At 61.0% G+C, this 13,582-nt stretch carries 16 protein-coding genes; 6 read left to right on the top strand and 10 right to left on the bottom strand.

The window, feature by feature from the left end; all coding sequences use genetic code 11:
• Positions 1 to 3: 3 nt before the first annotated feature.
• From ABK249_RS07820 to ABK249_RS07810, 3 genes are all read right to left on the bottom strand, one after another.
• Positions 4 to 933, bottom strand: a complete 930-nt coding sequence (locus ABK249_RS07820; protein ID WP_037157082.1) for a prephenate/arogenate dehydrogenase family protein — start codon at positions 931 to 933, stop codon at positions 4 to 6.
• Positions 930 to 2,039, bottom strand: a complete 1,110-nt coding sequence (gene hisC / locus ABK249_RS07815; protein ID WP_037157080.1) for a histidinol-phosphate transaminase — start codon at positions 2,037 to 2,039, stop codon at positions 930 to 932. The genes ABK249_RS07820 and hisC overlap by 4 nt, the downstream gene beginning before the upstream one ends.
• Positions 2,040 to 2,198: 159 nt before the next feature.
• Positions 2,199 to 2,954: a class I SAM-dependent methyltransferase gene (locus tag ABK249_RS07810; RefSeq protein ID WP_037157078.1), complete on the bottom strand. Its 756-nt coding sequence runs from the start codon at positions 2,952 to 2,954 to the stop codon at positions 2,199 to 2,201.
• Between the two features lie 80 nt (positions 2,955 to 3,034).
• Here ABK249_RS07810 and gloB point away from each other — a divergent pair, with 80 nt between their 5' ends.
• Positions 3,035 to 3,805, top strand: coding sequence for a hydroxyacylglutathione hydrolase (gene gloB / locus ABK249_RS07805; RefSeq protein WP_037157076.1), 771 nt, complete (start codon positions 3,035 to 3,037; stop codon positions 3,803 to 3,805).
• On the top strand, positions 3,806 to 4,222 hold the full coding sequence (locus tag ABK249_RS07800) for a cupin domain-containing protein (RefSeq protein ID WP_227704265.1): 417 nt from the start codon (positions 3,806 to 3,808) through the stop codon (positions 4,220 to 4,222).
• A 62-nt stretch (positions 4,223 to 4,284) separates the two neighbouring features.
• Here the strand turns inward: ABK249_RS07800 and ABK249_RS07795 are convergent, their stop codons facing one another.
• Genes ABK249_RS07795 through ABK249_RS07785 form a run of 3 tightly spaced genes read right to left on the bottom strand, consistent with a single transcriptional unit; the run spans position 4,285 to position 6,665 of the window.
• The gene (locus tag ABK249_RS07795; protein ID WP_037157070.1) at positions 4,285 to 4,935 is read right to left on the bottom strand and encodes a lysoplasmalogenase family protein; all 651 of its coding nucleotides are present in this window, start codon (positions 4,933 to 4,935) and stop codon (positions 4,285 to 4,287) included.
• Positions 4,936 to 4,970: 35 nt separating this feature from the next.
• Positions 4,971 to 5,858: an aromatic amino acid exporter YddG gene (gene yddG / locus ABK249_RS07790; protein ID WP_348862546.1), complete on the bottom strand. Its 888-nt coding sequence runs from the start codon at positions 5,856 to 5,858 to the stop codon at positions 4,971 to 4,973.
• Between the two features lie 33 nt (positions 5,859 to 5,891).
• Complete coding sequence (locus ABK249_RS07785; protein WP_037157065.1) at positions 5,892 to 6,665, bottom strand: DUF3108 domain-containing protein; 774 nt, start codon at positions 6,663 to 6,665, stop codon at positions 5,892 to 5,894.
• Between the two features lie 248 nt (positions 6,666 to 6,913).
• On the opposite strand from ABK249_RS07785, the gene rpmB reads away from it, so the two are divergent.
• The 3 genes from rpmB (at position 6,914) to ABK249_RS07770 (ending at position 8,378) form a co-directional block, all read left to right on the top strand.
• Entirely contained in the window at positions 6,914 to 7,204 is a 291-nt protein-coding gene (gene rpmB, locus ABK249_RS07780) for a 50S ribosomal protein L28 (protein ID WP_037157063.1), read from the top strand.
• Between the two features lie 114 nt (positions 7,205 to 7,318).
• A complete protein-coding gene (locus tag ABK249_RS07775) occupies positions 7,319 to 7,957 on the top strand; it encodes a queuosine precursor transporter (protein ID WP_227704267.1) in 639 nt (212 codons plus the stop codon).
• 88 nt (positions 7,958 to 8,045) lie between these two features.
• Entirely contained in the window at positions 8,046 to 8,378 is a 333-nt protein-coding gene (locus ABK249_RS07770; RefSeq protein ID WP_227704268.1) for a pentapeptide repeat-containing protein, read from the top strand.
• Positions 8,379 to 8,390: 12 nt separating this feature from the next.
• On the opposite strand, the gene ABK249_RS07765 is transcribed toward ABK249_RS07770, so the two are convergent.
• The 4 genes from ABK249_RS07765 to ABK249_RS07750 all read right to left on the bottom strand — a co-directional run bounded on the left by ABK249_RS07765 (position 8,391) and on the right by ABK249_RS07750 (position 12,986).
• Entirely contained in the window at positions 8,391 to 9,380 is a 990-nt protein-coding gene (locus tag ABK249_RS07765; RefSeq protein ID WP_348862544.1) for an esterase-like activity of phytase family protein, read from the bottom strand.
• Between the two features lie 11 nt (positions 9,381 to 9,391).
• Positions 9,392 to 11,290 carry a cobaltochelatase subunit CobT gene (cobT, locus tag ABK249_RS07760; protein WP_037157058.1) on the bottom strand — a complete coding sequence of 633 codons (1,899 nt, stop codon included), beginning with the start codon at positions 11,288 to 11,290 and terminating at the stop codon, positions 9,392 to 9,394.
• 18 nt (positions 11,291 to 11,308) lie between these two features.
• On the bottom strand, positions 11,309 to 12,301 hold the full coding sequence (cobS, locus tag ABK249_RS07755) for a cobaltochelatase subunit CobS (protein ID WP_227704271.1): 993 nt from the start codon (positions 12,299 to 12,301) through the stop codon (positions 11,309 to 11,311).
• Positions 12,302 to 12,362: 61 nt separating this feature from the next.
• Entirely contained in the window at positions 12,363 to 12,986 is a 624-nt protein-coding gene (locus tag ABK249_RS07750; RefSeq protein WP_037157057.1) for a J domain-containing protein, read from the bottom strand.
• 121 nt (positions 12,987 to 13,107) lie between these two features.
• Here ABK249_RS07750 and ABK249_RS07745 point away from each other — a divergent pair, with 121 nt between their 5' ends.
• Complete coding sequence (locus ABK249_RS07745; protein ID WP_037157335.1) at positions 13,108 to 13,389, top strand: BolA family protein; 282 nt, start codon at positions 13,108 to 13,110, stop codon at positions 13,387 to 13,389.
• Positions 13,390 to 13,582: the final 193 nt, after the last annotated feature.

The following is a 13,582-nucleotide window of genomic DNA, read 5'->3' as shown; positions in this document are numbered from 1 at the left end:
AGTTCACTTCTTCTGATCCAGCGCGTGGCGGCCGAAATCCGGCGCATCGACATCCTGGCCGGCCTCGATGATTGAGCGACGGACGGCGCGGGTGCGGGTGAAAAGTTCGAACAGCTTGTCGCCCTCACCCCAGCGGATCGCCCGCTGCAGGGAAGCAAGGTCTTCCGAGAAGCGCGCCAGCATTTCCAGGATCGCATCCTTGTTGTGCAGGCAGACGTCGCGCCACATGGTGGGGTCGGAAGCGGCAAGGCGGGTGAAGTCGCGGAAACCGGAAGCGGAATATTTGATGACTTCCGATTCCGTCACCGTCTCCAGATCGTCCGCCGTGCCGACGATATTGTAGGCGATGATGTGCGGCAGATGCGAAACGATCGCCAGAACCTTGTCGTGATGTTGCGGGTCCATCTCGTCGATGCGCGAGCCGAGCGCCGTCCAGAAGGCCTTGAGCCTGTCGAGCGCCGCCGGATCGGTGCCCGGCAGCGGCGTGAAGATGCACCAGCGGTCGCGGAACAGGCCTGGAAAGCCTGCGTCCGGACCGGACTTCTCCGTGCCCGCAAGCGGGTGACCGGGAATGAAATGCACGTTCTCAGGCACATGCGGCGCCATCTGGGCGATGACGGAAGCCTTGGTGGAGCCGACATCGGTGACGATGGCGCCGGGCTTCAAGCTGCCGGCGATCTGTTTTGCGACCGCCTCCGACGCGCCGACCGGCACCGAGACGATCACCAGATCGGCATCCTTCACCGCTTCCGCAGCGGAGGCCACATAGCGATTGCCAAGTTCCAGCTCCTCGGCGCGCTTGAGCGTTTCGGCGCTGCGGGTGGAGATCACCACCTCACGGGCAAGCCCGAGTTCCTTGACGTCACGCGCGATCGACGACCCGATGAGACCGATGCCGATCAGCGCGATCCGGTCGAAATGCGGCTCCGTCATGCGCTCCTACCCATGAATTCGCCGAGCGCCTCGATGACGCCGCGATTGGCTTCTTCCGTGCCGATCGTCATGCGCAATGCGTTCGGGAAACCGTAACCCTTCACGGCCCGCAGGATATAACCACGGCTCGTCAGGAATGCATCCGCCTCCGGCGCACGCTTGCCGTCCGCATCGGGGAAATGGATGAGGACGAAATTGGTGACGGACGGCGTTACCTTGAGGCCGATCGCCTCGAAAGCATGTGTGAGCTTGTCGAGCCACAGCGTGTTGTGTTCGACCGCCTTTTCAACGAAAGCCTGGTCGCGGATTGCAGCCGCACCCGCGGCAATCGCCGGTGCATTCATGTTGAACGGACCGCGCACGCGGTTCAGCGCATCGAGGATACCGGCGGGGCCATACATCCAGCCGATACGCAGTGCAGCAAGACCATAAACCTTCGAGAAGGTGCGGGTCATCACCACGTTGCGGTTGTTCGAAACCAGCTCAAGCCCCGCTTCGTAGTCGTTCTTGCGGACATATTCCGCATAAGCGGCATCGAGAACGAGAATGACGTTCTTCGGCAGCCCCGCATGCAGGCGACGGATTTCAGCGACCGGGACATAAGTGCCGGTAGGGTTCCCGGGGTTGGCGATGAAGACCATCTTCGTCTTCTCGGTCACGGCGGCAAGGATCGCGTCGACATCGACCGTACAATCCTTTTCCTTGACCTCGACCGGCCTGGCGCCTGCCCCCATGATCTGGATCTTGTAGACCAGGAAACCATGTTCGGTGATGATCGCTTCATCGCCCGATCCGAGATAGACATGGCAGAGCAGGCCGAGCAGTTCGTCGGACCCGTTGCCGCACATGATGTTCGCGACATTGAGGCCGTGCACGGAAGCAATCGCCTCGCGCAGCGCCAGCGCCTGGCCGTCCGGATAGAGTTCGAGATTGCCGGCGGCCTGTCTGAACGCCTCGACCGCTTTCGGGCTCGGCCCGAGCGGCGTTTCGTTGGAGGACAGCTTGAAGACACGCGCCACACCGGGAGCATGTTCCTTGCCGGGCACATAGGCGGCAATATCCAGGATGCCTGGACGTGGAACGGGCTCACTCGTGACGATGTTCATCGGATCAACCTTTTCGGAAATGCCTCAAGCGGCGATGATCTGAGTGGCATTAAAGCCGAAAACGGCCTTTGTCGAGGGGCGAGGAATGGTCGGTGCCGCCGACAAAACGCTCCGGTGGATCGTTTCGAAAGACGACCCTGATCCCAAAGCGAAGCGCCGTCAGCGGGGATGAACGTCACGCATCCGCATCGTCTGTACGCCCTGCGGCGCCAGCACCGGCACGAACACGCGGCGGGAGGCGCGCGCAGCGACTGGCAGGCCCTGGTAGAGCCGCTTTTGCGCTTCAAGCACGATGACACCTGAAAAGACCGGCCAGAAGCGCCGCCCCATACGCTCGAAGACATGCCGGAGCTTCAAGACGATGCGGATCTTCGACGGCGGGAAAAACAACGCCTCGGCACTGGCCCCGGGCGTGAAATTCGTCTCGCGAAGCAGAGAGGTGAGCTGGCTGCGCGAATAGGGCCGACCTGAACCGAACGGTGTATGTTCCATCCGCGCCCAGACGCCACGCCGGTTCGGTACCACGATGACGAGACGGCCGCCGGGCGCGAGCACCCGCCAGAGTTCCTTCAGCGTCTCGTGCGGATTTTCAGCAAATTCCAGCGAATGCACCATGAGCACGCGATCGACGGAGGAGTCCGGCAGCGGCAATTCCTCATCGAAGACCAGCGCCGTTGAGGAGAGTTCTCCAACCGGCCAGTTTACCGCGCCCTGGCCTGCCGGCATGAAGGCGAAGGTGCGCTCGGTATCGGCGCGGAACCGATCGAGATAGGGCACGGCGTAACCGAGCCCAACCAGCCGCTCTTCCGGCAGCCGCGCCCAAAGCGATGAAAGCGCCATCGCAATCGACTGCTCGGCGAGGTGGCCGAGCGGCGAGTGATAGAATTCGCGGAGATCAACGATATCGACGGACATCTGTCAGGCAAGTGGTTGGACTTCGAGGACGCAGCCCCTACATTGTCCCGCGAAGCGATTTGAGCAATAGGGGCGATGATATGAAACCACTGGAACTCGAAGTTTTTTCATGTCGAAGCGATAATTTCGGCGTCCTGGTCCACGATCCGGAAAGCGGGCTGACGGCTTCGATCGACGCGCCCGAAGAAAAGCCGATCCTCGACGCCGCCGAGCGCCGCGGCTGGAAAATCACCCACATCTTCACCACGCACCACCATACCGACCACGTCGAAGCCAATCTGGCGCTGAAGGAAAAATTCGGGCTCGACATCATCGGACCCTTCAACGAGGCGGTGGCGATCCCCGGGCTCGACAAGACCATGGCGGACGGCGACGAGTTCCAGTTCGGCGACCACTTCGTCCGCGTCATCGAGACGCCCGGCCATACCGCCGGCCACATCTGCTACCATTTCCCGGACGACAAGATCCTCTTTGCGGCCGACACGCTTTTCGCGCTCGGCTGCGGCCGCATCTTCGAACGCCCGGCGGCCGACATGTGGCATTCGCTGCAGAAACTCGCCGTCCTGCCGGACGAGACGGCGGTCTATTTCGGTCACGAATACACGCTGTCCAATGCCAGATTTGCGCTGACGATCGATCCGGACAATCCGCGCCTCCAGGCTCGAGCCGAGGAGATCGAGGAAAACCGCGCTGCGGGGAAATTCACGATTCCGACCACGATCGGGCTGGAGAAGGAAACCAATCCGTTCCTGCGCGCCGCCGATCCTGCCATCCGCCGCAACTTGCTGATGGAGGGCAGGTCCAATGAAGAGGTCTTTGCCGAAATCCGCAAGCGGAAGGATAATTTCTGAATGGATATCCAGGAGATAATCCGGGTGCTGGACATGCAGCCCCATCCGGAAGGCGGCTGGTATGCCGAGACCTTCCGCGATGACAATGGCGGCACCCGTGGTCATTCCACTGCGATCTACTACCTGCTTGAAGCCGGTCAGCGGTCCCACTGGCACCGGGTGCGCGACGCGGCGGAGGTCTGGCATTTCTATGACGGCGATCCGCTGCTTCTCTGCATTTCCGATGGCAAGGCGACGGAAAAAGTGACGCTCGGCATCGATCTGGCAAAGGGCGAGCGGCCGCAGGCGATCGTGCCGGCGGATGCCTGGCAGGCGGCAGAACCGCTCGGCCGTTTCACACTGGTCGGCTGCACGGTCGCGCCTGGGTTCGAGTTTTCAAGCTTCGAAATGGCGCCACCCGGCTGGGAGCCGGGCTGATATCCCCCTTGGCCAACTGGCTACCTGGCTGATCTTCCTTCGGCCAGTCGGGAACTTTCGGCTCAATAGGGGAGCCCGGCAATCGCCAGCGTAAAGACAAGCTGCGCAGCATAGTAAGTGCCCCAGACGAAGGGCCTGAGTCTTTTCATCACAGGATCATCCGCCCTCACCAGGAATGTCTGGATGGCGAGCGCTGTATCCGACATCACAAACAGGATGGCGCCCGCCGATGGCGGGACAGGCTTCAGCGCGACGGCAGACAACGCCATGGCGATAATCGCCACAGCATAAGCCGCGACCGGGATTGCGAGCGGTCCGGCCGGTCGCCAGAGCACGAGAAGCATCATCGCCATCAGGGTGACGAAGGTCCAGGCCGCGGTGTAGCGCCAGGGGCTGGCAACGACCAATTCCGGCATGATCGACGGCCAGAAGAGCGCGATATAAGCGAGATGTGAAAGGAGGAAGGCCGAAAGACCGGCAAGGAAGGCACCTTCTCGATCATAGGCAAGGAAAGCATCCCCCAAGGCGCCGAGCGCAAGCGCCGCGACCAGGAGAAGCGGCGCCTGGATGAGCAGCGCGTAGATCGCAAGCAGCAGGACGGGCGCGGTCTTCAGCGCAGCGCGCCAATGGCTTGAGCGCTTTTCAAGGCAACGGAAATAGAAAAGTGCAAGCGCAATCGACGCGGCAAGCACGACAGACAAAAGAACGGACATCTTTCCCCCCGACGCCTCCGGTTATTCGGAGACGCCTACTCAGCAACCGCCTCGCCGATCGGCTTCGGCCGGAACATGTCGCGCGCGGCAAGCACCGCGCCCCCCGTAATCAGCAGGCAGGCCAGCGCGATACGCCAGTCAGGTTCGGCAAAACCCGTGGCGACCAGGATCAGCGTCGACAGCAGCGGCGCCGCATAGCTCGCCGCGCCGATGATCTGGATGTCGCCGTTTTTGACACCGTAATCCCAGGCGTAGAAGGCCGCCCCCACCGGCAGCAGGCCAAGACCGACGACAGCCGCCCATTCACCGCCATTTGCCGGCCAGATTGTCGTCTCCAGGGCCAGATGGCAGATCAGCGACAAGGCCGAAGTCGCGAGGCAGAAGCCGGTCACGACATCGGTCGAAACCCGATCGAAGCGCCGCGTCAACAGTGAATAGCCGGACCAGGTGAAGGTGCAAAGGAAAGCCGCACCATAGCCGACCAGATAGGCGTCGTCGAACGACAGACCGTTGCGCGATACGATGGTGATCGTGCCGCAGAGGCCGGCGACGGCGCCGATCACATGATACCAGCGCAGTTTCTCGCCCGGCAGCAAGGCGGAGCCGACCACGATGAATAGCGGCCACAGATAGGCGATAAGGCCTGCCTCCACCGCCGGCGCATTCCGGAGCGCCGTGAAATAGAGGAAATGATAGCCGAACAGCCCGCCGATGCCGGTGATCCAGACCTTCGGCCGCTGCTTCAAAAACGCGATGCGCCGCGGTTTCATGATGAAAAGGATGATGCCCGGCAGGCTGCCGATCGCGAAGGTGACCGCTGAAAGCTGGAACGGCGGCATCTTGCCGGATGCGGCCGTCATCAACGCAAGCAGCGACCACATCAGGATCGCAGTGAAGCCGATCAGAGTTCCCCGGATTTTCACCCCTGCCCCCTCGACGCCCTGCCGAGCGTCATTTCAGCCGCCATACTTGACGGCAGTCACATATACCGGCCCCATCCTGGTGGGGATGCGGGCGTAAACGGGAGCATATACATTCGCCGACTGTGCCTTGGCAAACCAGATTTCCATCGGCGTTTTCCTGAGATACTCGATATCGCTGCGCCCCCGGCGGAAGCCGGATTTCGGCACATAGCGGATCGAGCAGGCGATCGCATCGCCCTTGAAGCCATCCGTCGAGAAGGGCCTTATGCCCTTCAGCGTCAGCACCAGATCCATGCGGGACTCTCCGTCATAGATCGGCAGGCGGCTCGGGCAGATTTTGGCATTGGCGGGGAAGATGAGCCCGCTCAGCGGATCGAGAACGGAATGCAGATCGTCCTCCGTTACCGGAATCCAGTTTTTCGGATTGCGTCTCGGCTCGGGCTTGACGGTCGTTTCGGTGACATTGCCGTTGCGATATTCCACCTCGTAGATACGCGTGCGCTTGCCGGCGCTGTAGACGAGATTGTAGCGATCGGCTTGCAGCTTGTCGGCCTGCATGCGCCCGCTCACATTGGTCTCGGCCGAGATGCGGCTGATGATGTTGACGATGCCGGCGGATTTGAAGATGCCGGTGATCTTGTAGTCCTTGCTGTTAAATTCGCTTGAAAAAGAGGCCTTGGCGATCGGCAGGATGCCGAGCGAAATGTCGTACTCGCTGACATGCCGGATCTCCTCGGAGCCGATCGGAACGGCGGTAAGTCCGAAGATGAACATGAATGCACTGACGAAACGGCCCCGAGGGATCATGATTCTGCTCTGAACGATGAGGACGCCGAAAGCGCCTTCCCACCCACATATAGACCGGGCATAATGGCAAGAAAATAGCGGCATAATCTCACCATAGGCGGAATCTCCGGGGTTTGGCCAAGGTTTGGCTTGACGCGGCGGACCTCACTGACTATAGAACCGCAACTTTCCAATCAGGACCAGTTGGATCGGGGTGCCGGGTGTTGCCCGGAAAGACCATCCGATTGCAGAAGAACAAAGGTGTATCCATGTCTCGTGTGTGCGAACTGACCGGCAAAGGCGTTCAGACCGGCAACAATGTAAGCCACGCCAACAACAAGACCCGCCGCCGGTTCCTGCCGAACCTCTGCCAGGTCACGTTGATCTCCGACGCACTCGGCCAGCGCTTCCGTCTGCGCGTTTCCGCGCATGCCCTGCGCTCCGTTGAGCATCGTGGCGGTCTCGACGCCTTCCTGCTGAAGTCCGACGAAAACGAACTGTCGATGCGCGCTCGCCTGCTGCGCCGCCAGATCGTCAAGAAGACCGCCGAAGCCGCTTAATCGCCCGGCGACATATCATCCGGCTTTGAGGGAGGCTTGAACGGGTAAAACCGGACAAGCCTTTTCTCTTGCCTCAATATTTCTCCAACTGGTGGCATCACCCAGGATAAAAAAATGCAAGTGACACGCTATACCCTCATCTATGCTCTGATCATGGCGACCGTTGTCGTCGCCTCGAACTTCCTGGTTCAGTTTCCGGTCACGGGAACGTTCTGGGGCGTTGCGCTCGCCGACCTTCTGACCTGGGGCGCGTTTATCTATCCCGTCGCCTTCCTGGTCACCGACCTCGCCAATCGACAGTTCGGCCCGGCAATTGCCCGCCGCATCGTCCTCGTCGGCTTCATCGTCGGTGTGACGCTTTCGTTCCTGGCCTCCGCGCCGCGGATCGCGATCGCATCGGGCACCGCTTATCTCATCGGCCAACTTCTCGATATCTCGGTCTTCAATCAGCTCCGCCGCCAGACCTGGTGGCGTGCGCCGCTTGCGGGCTCCCTTCTCGGCTCGGCGCTCGATACTCTCTTGTTTTTCTCGCTGGCCTTCGCCGCGATCTTTGTCTTCATCGGCCCGAACGAGGATTTCGCAATCGCCTCGGCTCCGATCCTCGGCGCCTTCGCCATCGAGGCTCCGCGCTGGGTCTCCTGGGCGCTGGGTGATCTTGTCGTCAAGATCCTGGTCGGTATCGTGCTGCTGTTGCCCTATGGCGCGCTGATGAACGTGCTGAAGCCGATGCCGCAGGTGGCCAAGGCCGCCTGACCGGAAGCCGCCTCGTCTCCACTTGAAAGTCGCACAAAAGCGCTGCAATTTGCGCGCGCCAGCGACGGTTCAAAAAAGGTGGACGCCAATGAAGATTCACGATGTCATCGACGTTGTTGAAGCGACGAATTCAACCCTTTCAGGTTCGTCATTTGAAAACGTCAACCTCTCCGGAACAAGCTTCAACAATATCAACCTCTCCGGAACAAGGTTCAACGACATCAATTTTTCTGGGGCGACATTCACGGATAGCAATATGTCGGGCTGGTCCATCGATGACGTCAATCTCTCCGGATTGCGCCTCCAGAACGCAAACCTTTCAGGCGCGGAATTCACGGGATGCAGAATGACTGGAGCCAGGATCGACGGCATCCCTGTTCAATACCTGCTTGATGCGTACAAGGCTGCGAAAAAGGACTGAAGCCGGAAACCGCTATTGGTTCAGCCGGAACTCCAACATGACGTTCCGCTGCAGGAGGTTGCCGTTGTCGTCCGAGACCAGGATCAGATGCGGTTTTCCCTCTGGCCCTATAACGACGTCCAGCCCTTCCATATTGTCGATCGCATAACCCATATCGGCGTCGATGAGCACCTCGCCGTCCACGACGGCGCCGGGACGGATGCTGTCGCCCCTGATCCGGCGGATGCGCATGCCGAGCCCACCGGTGAAGCTGAAGCGGCGTTCCAGCAGCAGTAAATCGCCGCTCGGCAGGAAGGCGCCATCCGTTACATCGTAGGGATCGTGGCGCGCGACCTTGAACACACCCCTCAGCGGCCCCTCAAGGATCGCTGCGAACGAATTGCCGTCATCGTCGATGCTGTGCTCCGTGACGACGACAAGCGCCCCCTTGAGCGGGCTTGAGGAAGGCGAGACCGCCACAGTCTCCATCCCGGCATTCATCCGAAACTCATGGCGGGGAATGACGGGATCGAGTGTCTTCAGTGGAGCGGAAGTCTCAAAGCCCGGATCGGGATAGACATCGACGCGATGGCGCTGCTCGAAACTGACGATCGCCTGTCCCCGGCGCAGAGCCAGCCCTTCGGCATCCGTATAATATTTCGAACCGGCACGCCCGCCTTGGATGAGGATCGGGCTGATCGAGATATCCGAGAGGCCGGAAAGCCGACCGCCGGCATCCCGCTCGATCCTGCCCGTCAGCCAGTTGCCGATATCGAGGACGGATACGAAGCCCTGGCCATCGGAGCGAAAGCGTATGCTTGACAACGATTGCAGCCGGCTGTCGGTGGACGAGAACTCGATGCCACCGAGGAATTCGAGCGGACCGAAACGCGTCTCGGCCGAACCCCGCTTGAACTCCGTGATCGCCCGCGCCCTCACCGAGACGCTCTCCGTCGCCGGCGCCACCGGAAAAGCCAGCGCGCTGAAAAGCGCGGAGCAGATGGCAAGACGGACAAGCTTCAAGGGAGCAAGCCTCAACCGGCCCGGCGCATGCGGCCCGTCGAATGACCGTTACTCTCTTCGAAGAGCGCCGCAAGCTGCTCGGTCATTGCGCCTGCAAGCTCGTCCGCATCGACGATCGTCACGGCCTTGCGGTAGTAACGCGTCACGTCGTGGCCGATGCCGATCGCCAGAAGCTCGATTGGCGAGCGCGTCTCGATCTGCTCGATCACCGCCCGCAGGTGCCGTTCCAGGTAATTGCCCGGATTGACCGACAGCGTCGAGTCGTCGACCGGTGCGCCGTCGGAAATCATCATCAGGATCTTGCGCTGTTCCGGCCGGCCGATGAGGCGCTGGTGCGCCCACATCAGCGCTTCGCCATCGATGTTCTCCTTAAGCAGGCCCTCTCGCATCATCAGGCCGAGATTGCGGCGAGACCGGCGCCAGGGCGCATCGGCAGACTTGTAGACGATATGACGCAGGTCATTAAGGCGGCCGGGGGTCGGAGGCTTGCCGCCGGCGAGCCACTTCTCGCGCGCCTGCCCGCCCTTCCAGGCCTTAGTCGTGAAGCCGAGGATCTCGACTTTCACGCCGCAGCGTTCCAGCGTGCGGGCAAGGATGTCGGCACAGGTGGCCGCAACCGTAATCGGCCGGCCGCGCATCGAGCCTGAATTATCGATGACCAGCGAAACGACCGTATCGCGGAACTGGGTGTCGCGCTCCTTCTTGAAGGAAAGCGGTTGCATCGGGTCGATGATCAGGCGCACGAGGCGGGCCGGGTCGAGATAGCCTTCTTCCAGGTCGAAATCCCAGGAGCGGTTCTGCTGCGCCATCAGGCGACGTTGCAAACGGTTGGCGAGCCGCCCGACCGCGCCCTGGAGATGAGCAAGCTGCTTGTCAAGGAAGGCGCGCAACCGGTCCAGTTCGGCCTCGTCGCAGAGTTCCTCCGCCGTGACCTCCTCGTCAAATTCCTGCGTAAAGATCTTGTAGTCGACCTTTTCGTTGAAATCGTCGAACGGGCTGTTCGGACGACGGGTTTCGCCCGGCGTCTCGGAATGTTCGTCGCTGTCGTCCGACATGTCCTCGTCAGACATCTCGGCACCGTCCATCTCGCCGTCTTCGAGTTCATCGTCGGAAGCCTCGCTCTGCTCGGCGGGCGCGGCGTCGGCACCGGCCTCTTCCTCGACGTCCTCGTTGTCGGTCTCATTGCTGCGCGGCTGGTCTTCCTCGCTCGGATTCTCCATTTCCTCCGGCTCGGAGTCCTCCTCCGCGAATTCCTCCGCCATCTGCATGGAGGACAGCATGTGCCGCACGAGCTTGCCGAAAGCCTGCTGGTCCTCGATCACACCCTTCAGGTTGTCGAGATCGCCGGATGCCTTTTCCTCGATGAAAGGCCGCCAAAGGTCGAGCACCTTGCCGGCACTGGCGGGCGGCCGCTCGCCGGTCAGTTTTTCACGCACCAGCATGGCGACGGCTTCCGCGACCGGCGCATCTTCCTGCCGCTCGATGCCGGAGAAATTCGCTTTGGCATATTTTTCGGCGTGCATCGAATTGAGGTTAGCCGCGACGCCGGCCATGCGCAGTGCCCCGATCGATTCCACGCGGGCCTGCTCGACCGCGTCGAAAACAACGCGGGCGTCGGAGCCCTGCGGCGACATATTGGCATGGACATTCGTATCATGGCAGGCAAGCCGCAGCGCCATGGAGTCGCCAAGACCACGGGTCACCGCAAGTTCGTGCGCCGTCGGTCGCTTGGAAATTTCCGGCAGGCGGATACGCTCGCCGGCAAGACCGGGGCGCTCGTTCGCGAACGAAACCTCGACCTCGTTGTCGCCGGCAATCGAGCGAATGCAGCCGGTGATCGCCTGCCGCAACGGCTCGGTATCCACCGGCCCGCCGGGTTTGGCCTTCGAATTGTCTCCGCGCACTGCCATGATGCCGCCTCCGTGCGTTTATGCCCCGAGAACGATGTTGGCTGCGCTTTCCTTCAGCTCGACACCGAAGGCGCGCTGGTACTGCTCGGCGACCAGCGTGCGCTCCAGCTCGTCGCACTTGTTGAGGAAGGTGATGCGGAAGGCAAAGGCGATATCGCCGAAGATCTCGGCATTCTCCGCCCAGGTGATGACCGTGCGCGGACTCATGACGGTCGAAAGGTCGCCATTCATGAAGGCCGAGCGGGTAAGATCCGCAACGCGCACCATCTTGGAAACCGTCTCGCGACCTTCGGCGGAAGCGCCGAAACTCTTCACCTTGGCGGCGACGATGTCGACTTCCTTCTCATGCGGCAGATAGTTCAGCGTGGTGACGATCGACCAGCGGTCCATCTGCGCCTGGTTGATCTGCTGCGTGCCGTGATAGAGGCCGGTCGTATCACCGAGGCCGACAGTGTTGGCGGTCGCGAAGATACGGAAGGCAGGGTGAGGGCGGATGACGCGGCTCTGATCGAGCAGGGTCAGGCGGCCGGAGGATTCCAGCACGCGCTGGATGACGAACATGACGTCCGGGCGGCCGGCATCGTATTCGTCAAAGACGAGCGCGACATTGTGCTGGTAGGCCCAAGGCAGGATACCATCCTTGAATTCGGTGACCTGCTTGCCATCCTTCAGCACGATCGCATCCTTGCCGACGAGATCGATACGGCTGACATGGCTGTCGAGGTTGACGCGCACGCAAGGCCAGTTGAGACGGGCTGCGACCTGCTCGATATGGGTGGACTTGCCGGTGCCGTGGAAGCCGGACACCATGACGCGTCGGTTATGTGCAAAGCCTGCAAGGATGGCGAGCGTCGTATCGCGGTCGAACAGGTAGTCCGGGTCGAGATCCGGAACATAGGGGTCGCCGTTGCTGTAGGCAGGAACCTTCCAATCCGTATCGATGCCGAAAACTTCCCGGACCGAAACAGTCGTATCGGGCAGATTGGAAATATCTAGATCAATCTTACTCATCATCTCTCCAAGGCACGGGCCGCCGCCCGTCCGTCATCCTCACTGACGCAATTTTTACGGCTTAGCAGAAACCCGCCTGCTTCAACAACTGATATGCTTGAACGACAGCGCGAAAACGTTCTTCCGAGCCGCGATCGCCGCCATTGGCATCGGGATGATGCTTCTTGACCAGTTCCTTGTAGCGGCTCTTGATTTCAGTCGCTGTCGCATTCCCCGTCAACCCCATCGTGTCGAAGGCCTTTGCTTCCAGCGTCTTCAGCTTGCGCTCCTGGGGTGGAAAGCGAGGGCCGCCGGCGCGCGCCTGCGAAACGAAGCCGAACGGATCCCTGAACCGTTGCGCGTGGGCACCGCCGGATCGCACGGTCGAATGAAGTGGAGCCTGCTTCGCCGATTTGTTGACGCCGAGCGTCCAGGTCGGGCGATGGCCCGTCACCGCCTCCTTCTGGTACCGGGCGATCTCGCCGTCCGAAAGACCGGAAAAATAATTATAGCCCTTGTTGTATTCTTTGACGTGTTCGAAACAGAACAAGAAGAACTGGCCTTCCGCGTTGCGGCCCACGGGAGCGCGGTGAACTCCGGGCTTGTCACACCCGTCCCACTGACAGGTCGGCGTCTGCGGAGCCGCTTCCTGCTGCCTGTTCCGGCGCGTCCGGATACGATCGAAATATTTGGAATCTAGCTTCATAAGGCCCTCATTATGGGATGGCCGGCAGGATGCGGCAAGAATTGACAAAGCGCTTTCTTACTGGTTTGTGGGATGCCCCTTTGAGGTCGCCGCCGCGACCTACGTTGTCATGGAGCCGAACATGTCCGTCAAAGCCCGGATCGAAGCCACGCTTACCGAAAACCTTGAGCCGGAACGGCTGGTCGTCATCGACGAAAGCCATCAGCATGCCGGTCATCAGCCGCACTTCACCGGCGCCGAGGGGACGCATATGCGTGTCCGTGTCGTCTCAGCCAAATTTTCCGGAATGAGCCGTATCGACCGACATCGAATAGTGAACGCGCTTCTGAAGCCGGAACTCGATGCCGGCTTGCATGCGCTGGCGGTGGAAACCGCAGCACCCGGCGAACCGACAAACTGGTAGCAGGGCTTAGATAGGAATAATCATGGGAGAGACCAAGGCCTAAGCGCTCGTTTTGAGACGCGTTGCCGGCCTGGATCACCGCTCCCGTGATTAGGGTGGATGCTGGTGGCTTTGCGTCAAAAGCGATCATCGCGCCATATCAATGCCGAGCGGATTGATGGGGCCTTGCCGGTGAGTTGCGGGGAAAAATGAG

The sequence above is a fragment of the Neorhizobium phenanthreniclasticum genome (assembly GCF_040066075.1).
GTDB lineage: Bacteria > Pseudomonadota > Alphaproteobacteria > Rhizobiales > Rhizobiaceae > Neorhizobium > Neorhizobium petrolearium.
This window is presented reverse-complemented; position numbering and strand designations above follow the sequence as displayed.

Bases quoted from the DNA above. Each gene is read 5' to 3' on its own strand.
- ABK249_RS07820 (WP_037157082.1), bottom strand. From the start codon at position 933: ATGACGGAGCCGCATTTCGACCGGATCGCGCTGATCGGCATCGGTCTC.
- hisC (WP_037157080.1), bottom strand. From the start codon at position 2,039: ATGAACATCGTCACGAGTGAGCCCGTTCCACGTCCAGGCATCCTGGAT.
- ABK249_RS07810 (WP_037157078.1), bottom strand. From the start codon at position 2,954: ATGTCCGTCGATATCGTTGATCTCCGCGAATTCTATCACTCGCCGCTC.
- gloB (WP_037157076.1), top strand. From the start codon at position 3,035: ATGAAACCACTGGAACTCGAAGTTTTTTCATGTCGAAGCGATAATTTC.
- ABK249_RS07800 (WP_227704265.1), top strand. From the start codon at position 3,806: ATGGATATCCAGGAGATAATCCGGGTGCTGGACATGCAGCCCCATCCG.
- ABK249_RS07795 (WP_037157070.1), bottom strand. From the start codon at position 4,935: ATGTCCGTTCTTTTGTCTGTCGTGCTTGCCGCGTCGATTGCGCTTGCA.
- ABK249_RS07785 (WP_037157065.1), bottom strand. From the start codon at position 6,665: ATGATCCCTCGGGGCCGTTTCGTCAGTGCATTCATGTTCATCTTCGGA.
- rpmB (WP_037157063.1), top strand. From the start codon at position 6,914: ATGTCTCGTGTGTGCGAACTGACCGGCAAAGGCGTTCAGACCGGCAAC.
- ABK249_RS07775 (WP_227704267.1), top strand. From the start codon at position 7,319: ATGCAAGTGACACGCTATACCCTCATCTATGCTCTGATCATGGCGACC.
- ABK249_RS07770 (WP_227704268.1), top strand. From the start codon at position 8,046: ATGAAGATTCACGATGTCATCGACGTTGTTGAAGCGACGAATTCAACC.
- cobT (WP_037157058.1), bottom strand. From the start codon at position 11,290: ATGGCAGTGCGCGGAGACAATTCGAAGGCCAAACCCGGCGGGCCGGTG.
- cobS (WP_227704271.1), bottom strand. From the start codon at position 12,301: ATGAGTAAGATTGATCTAGATATTTCCAATCTGCCCGATACGACTGTT.
- ABK249_RS07750 (WP_037157057.1), bottom strand. From the start codon at position 12,986: ATGAAGCTAGATTCCAAATATTTCGATCGTATCCGGACGCGCCGGAAC.
- ABK249_RS07745 (WP_037157335.1), top strand. From the start codon at position 13,108: ATGTCCGTCAAAGCCCGGATCGAAGCCACGCTTACCGAAAACCTTGAG.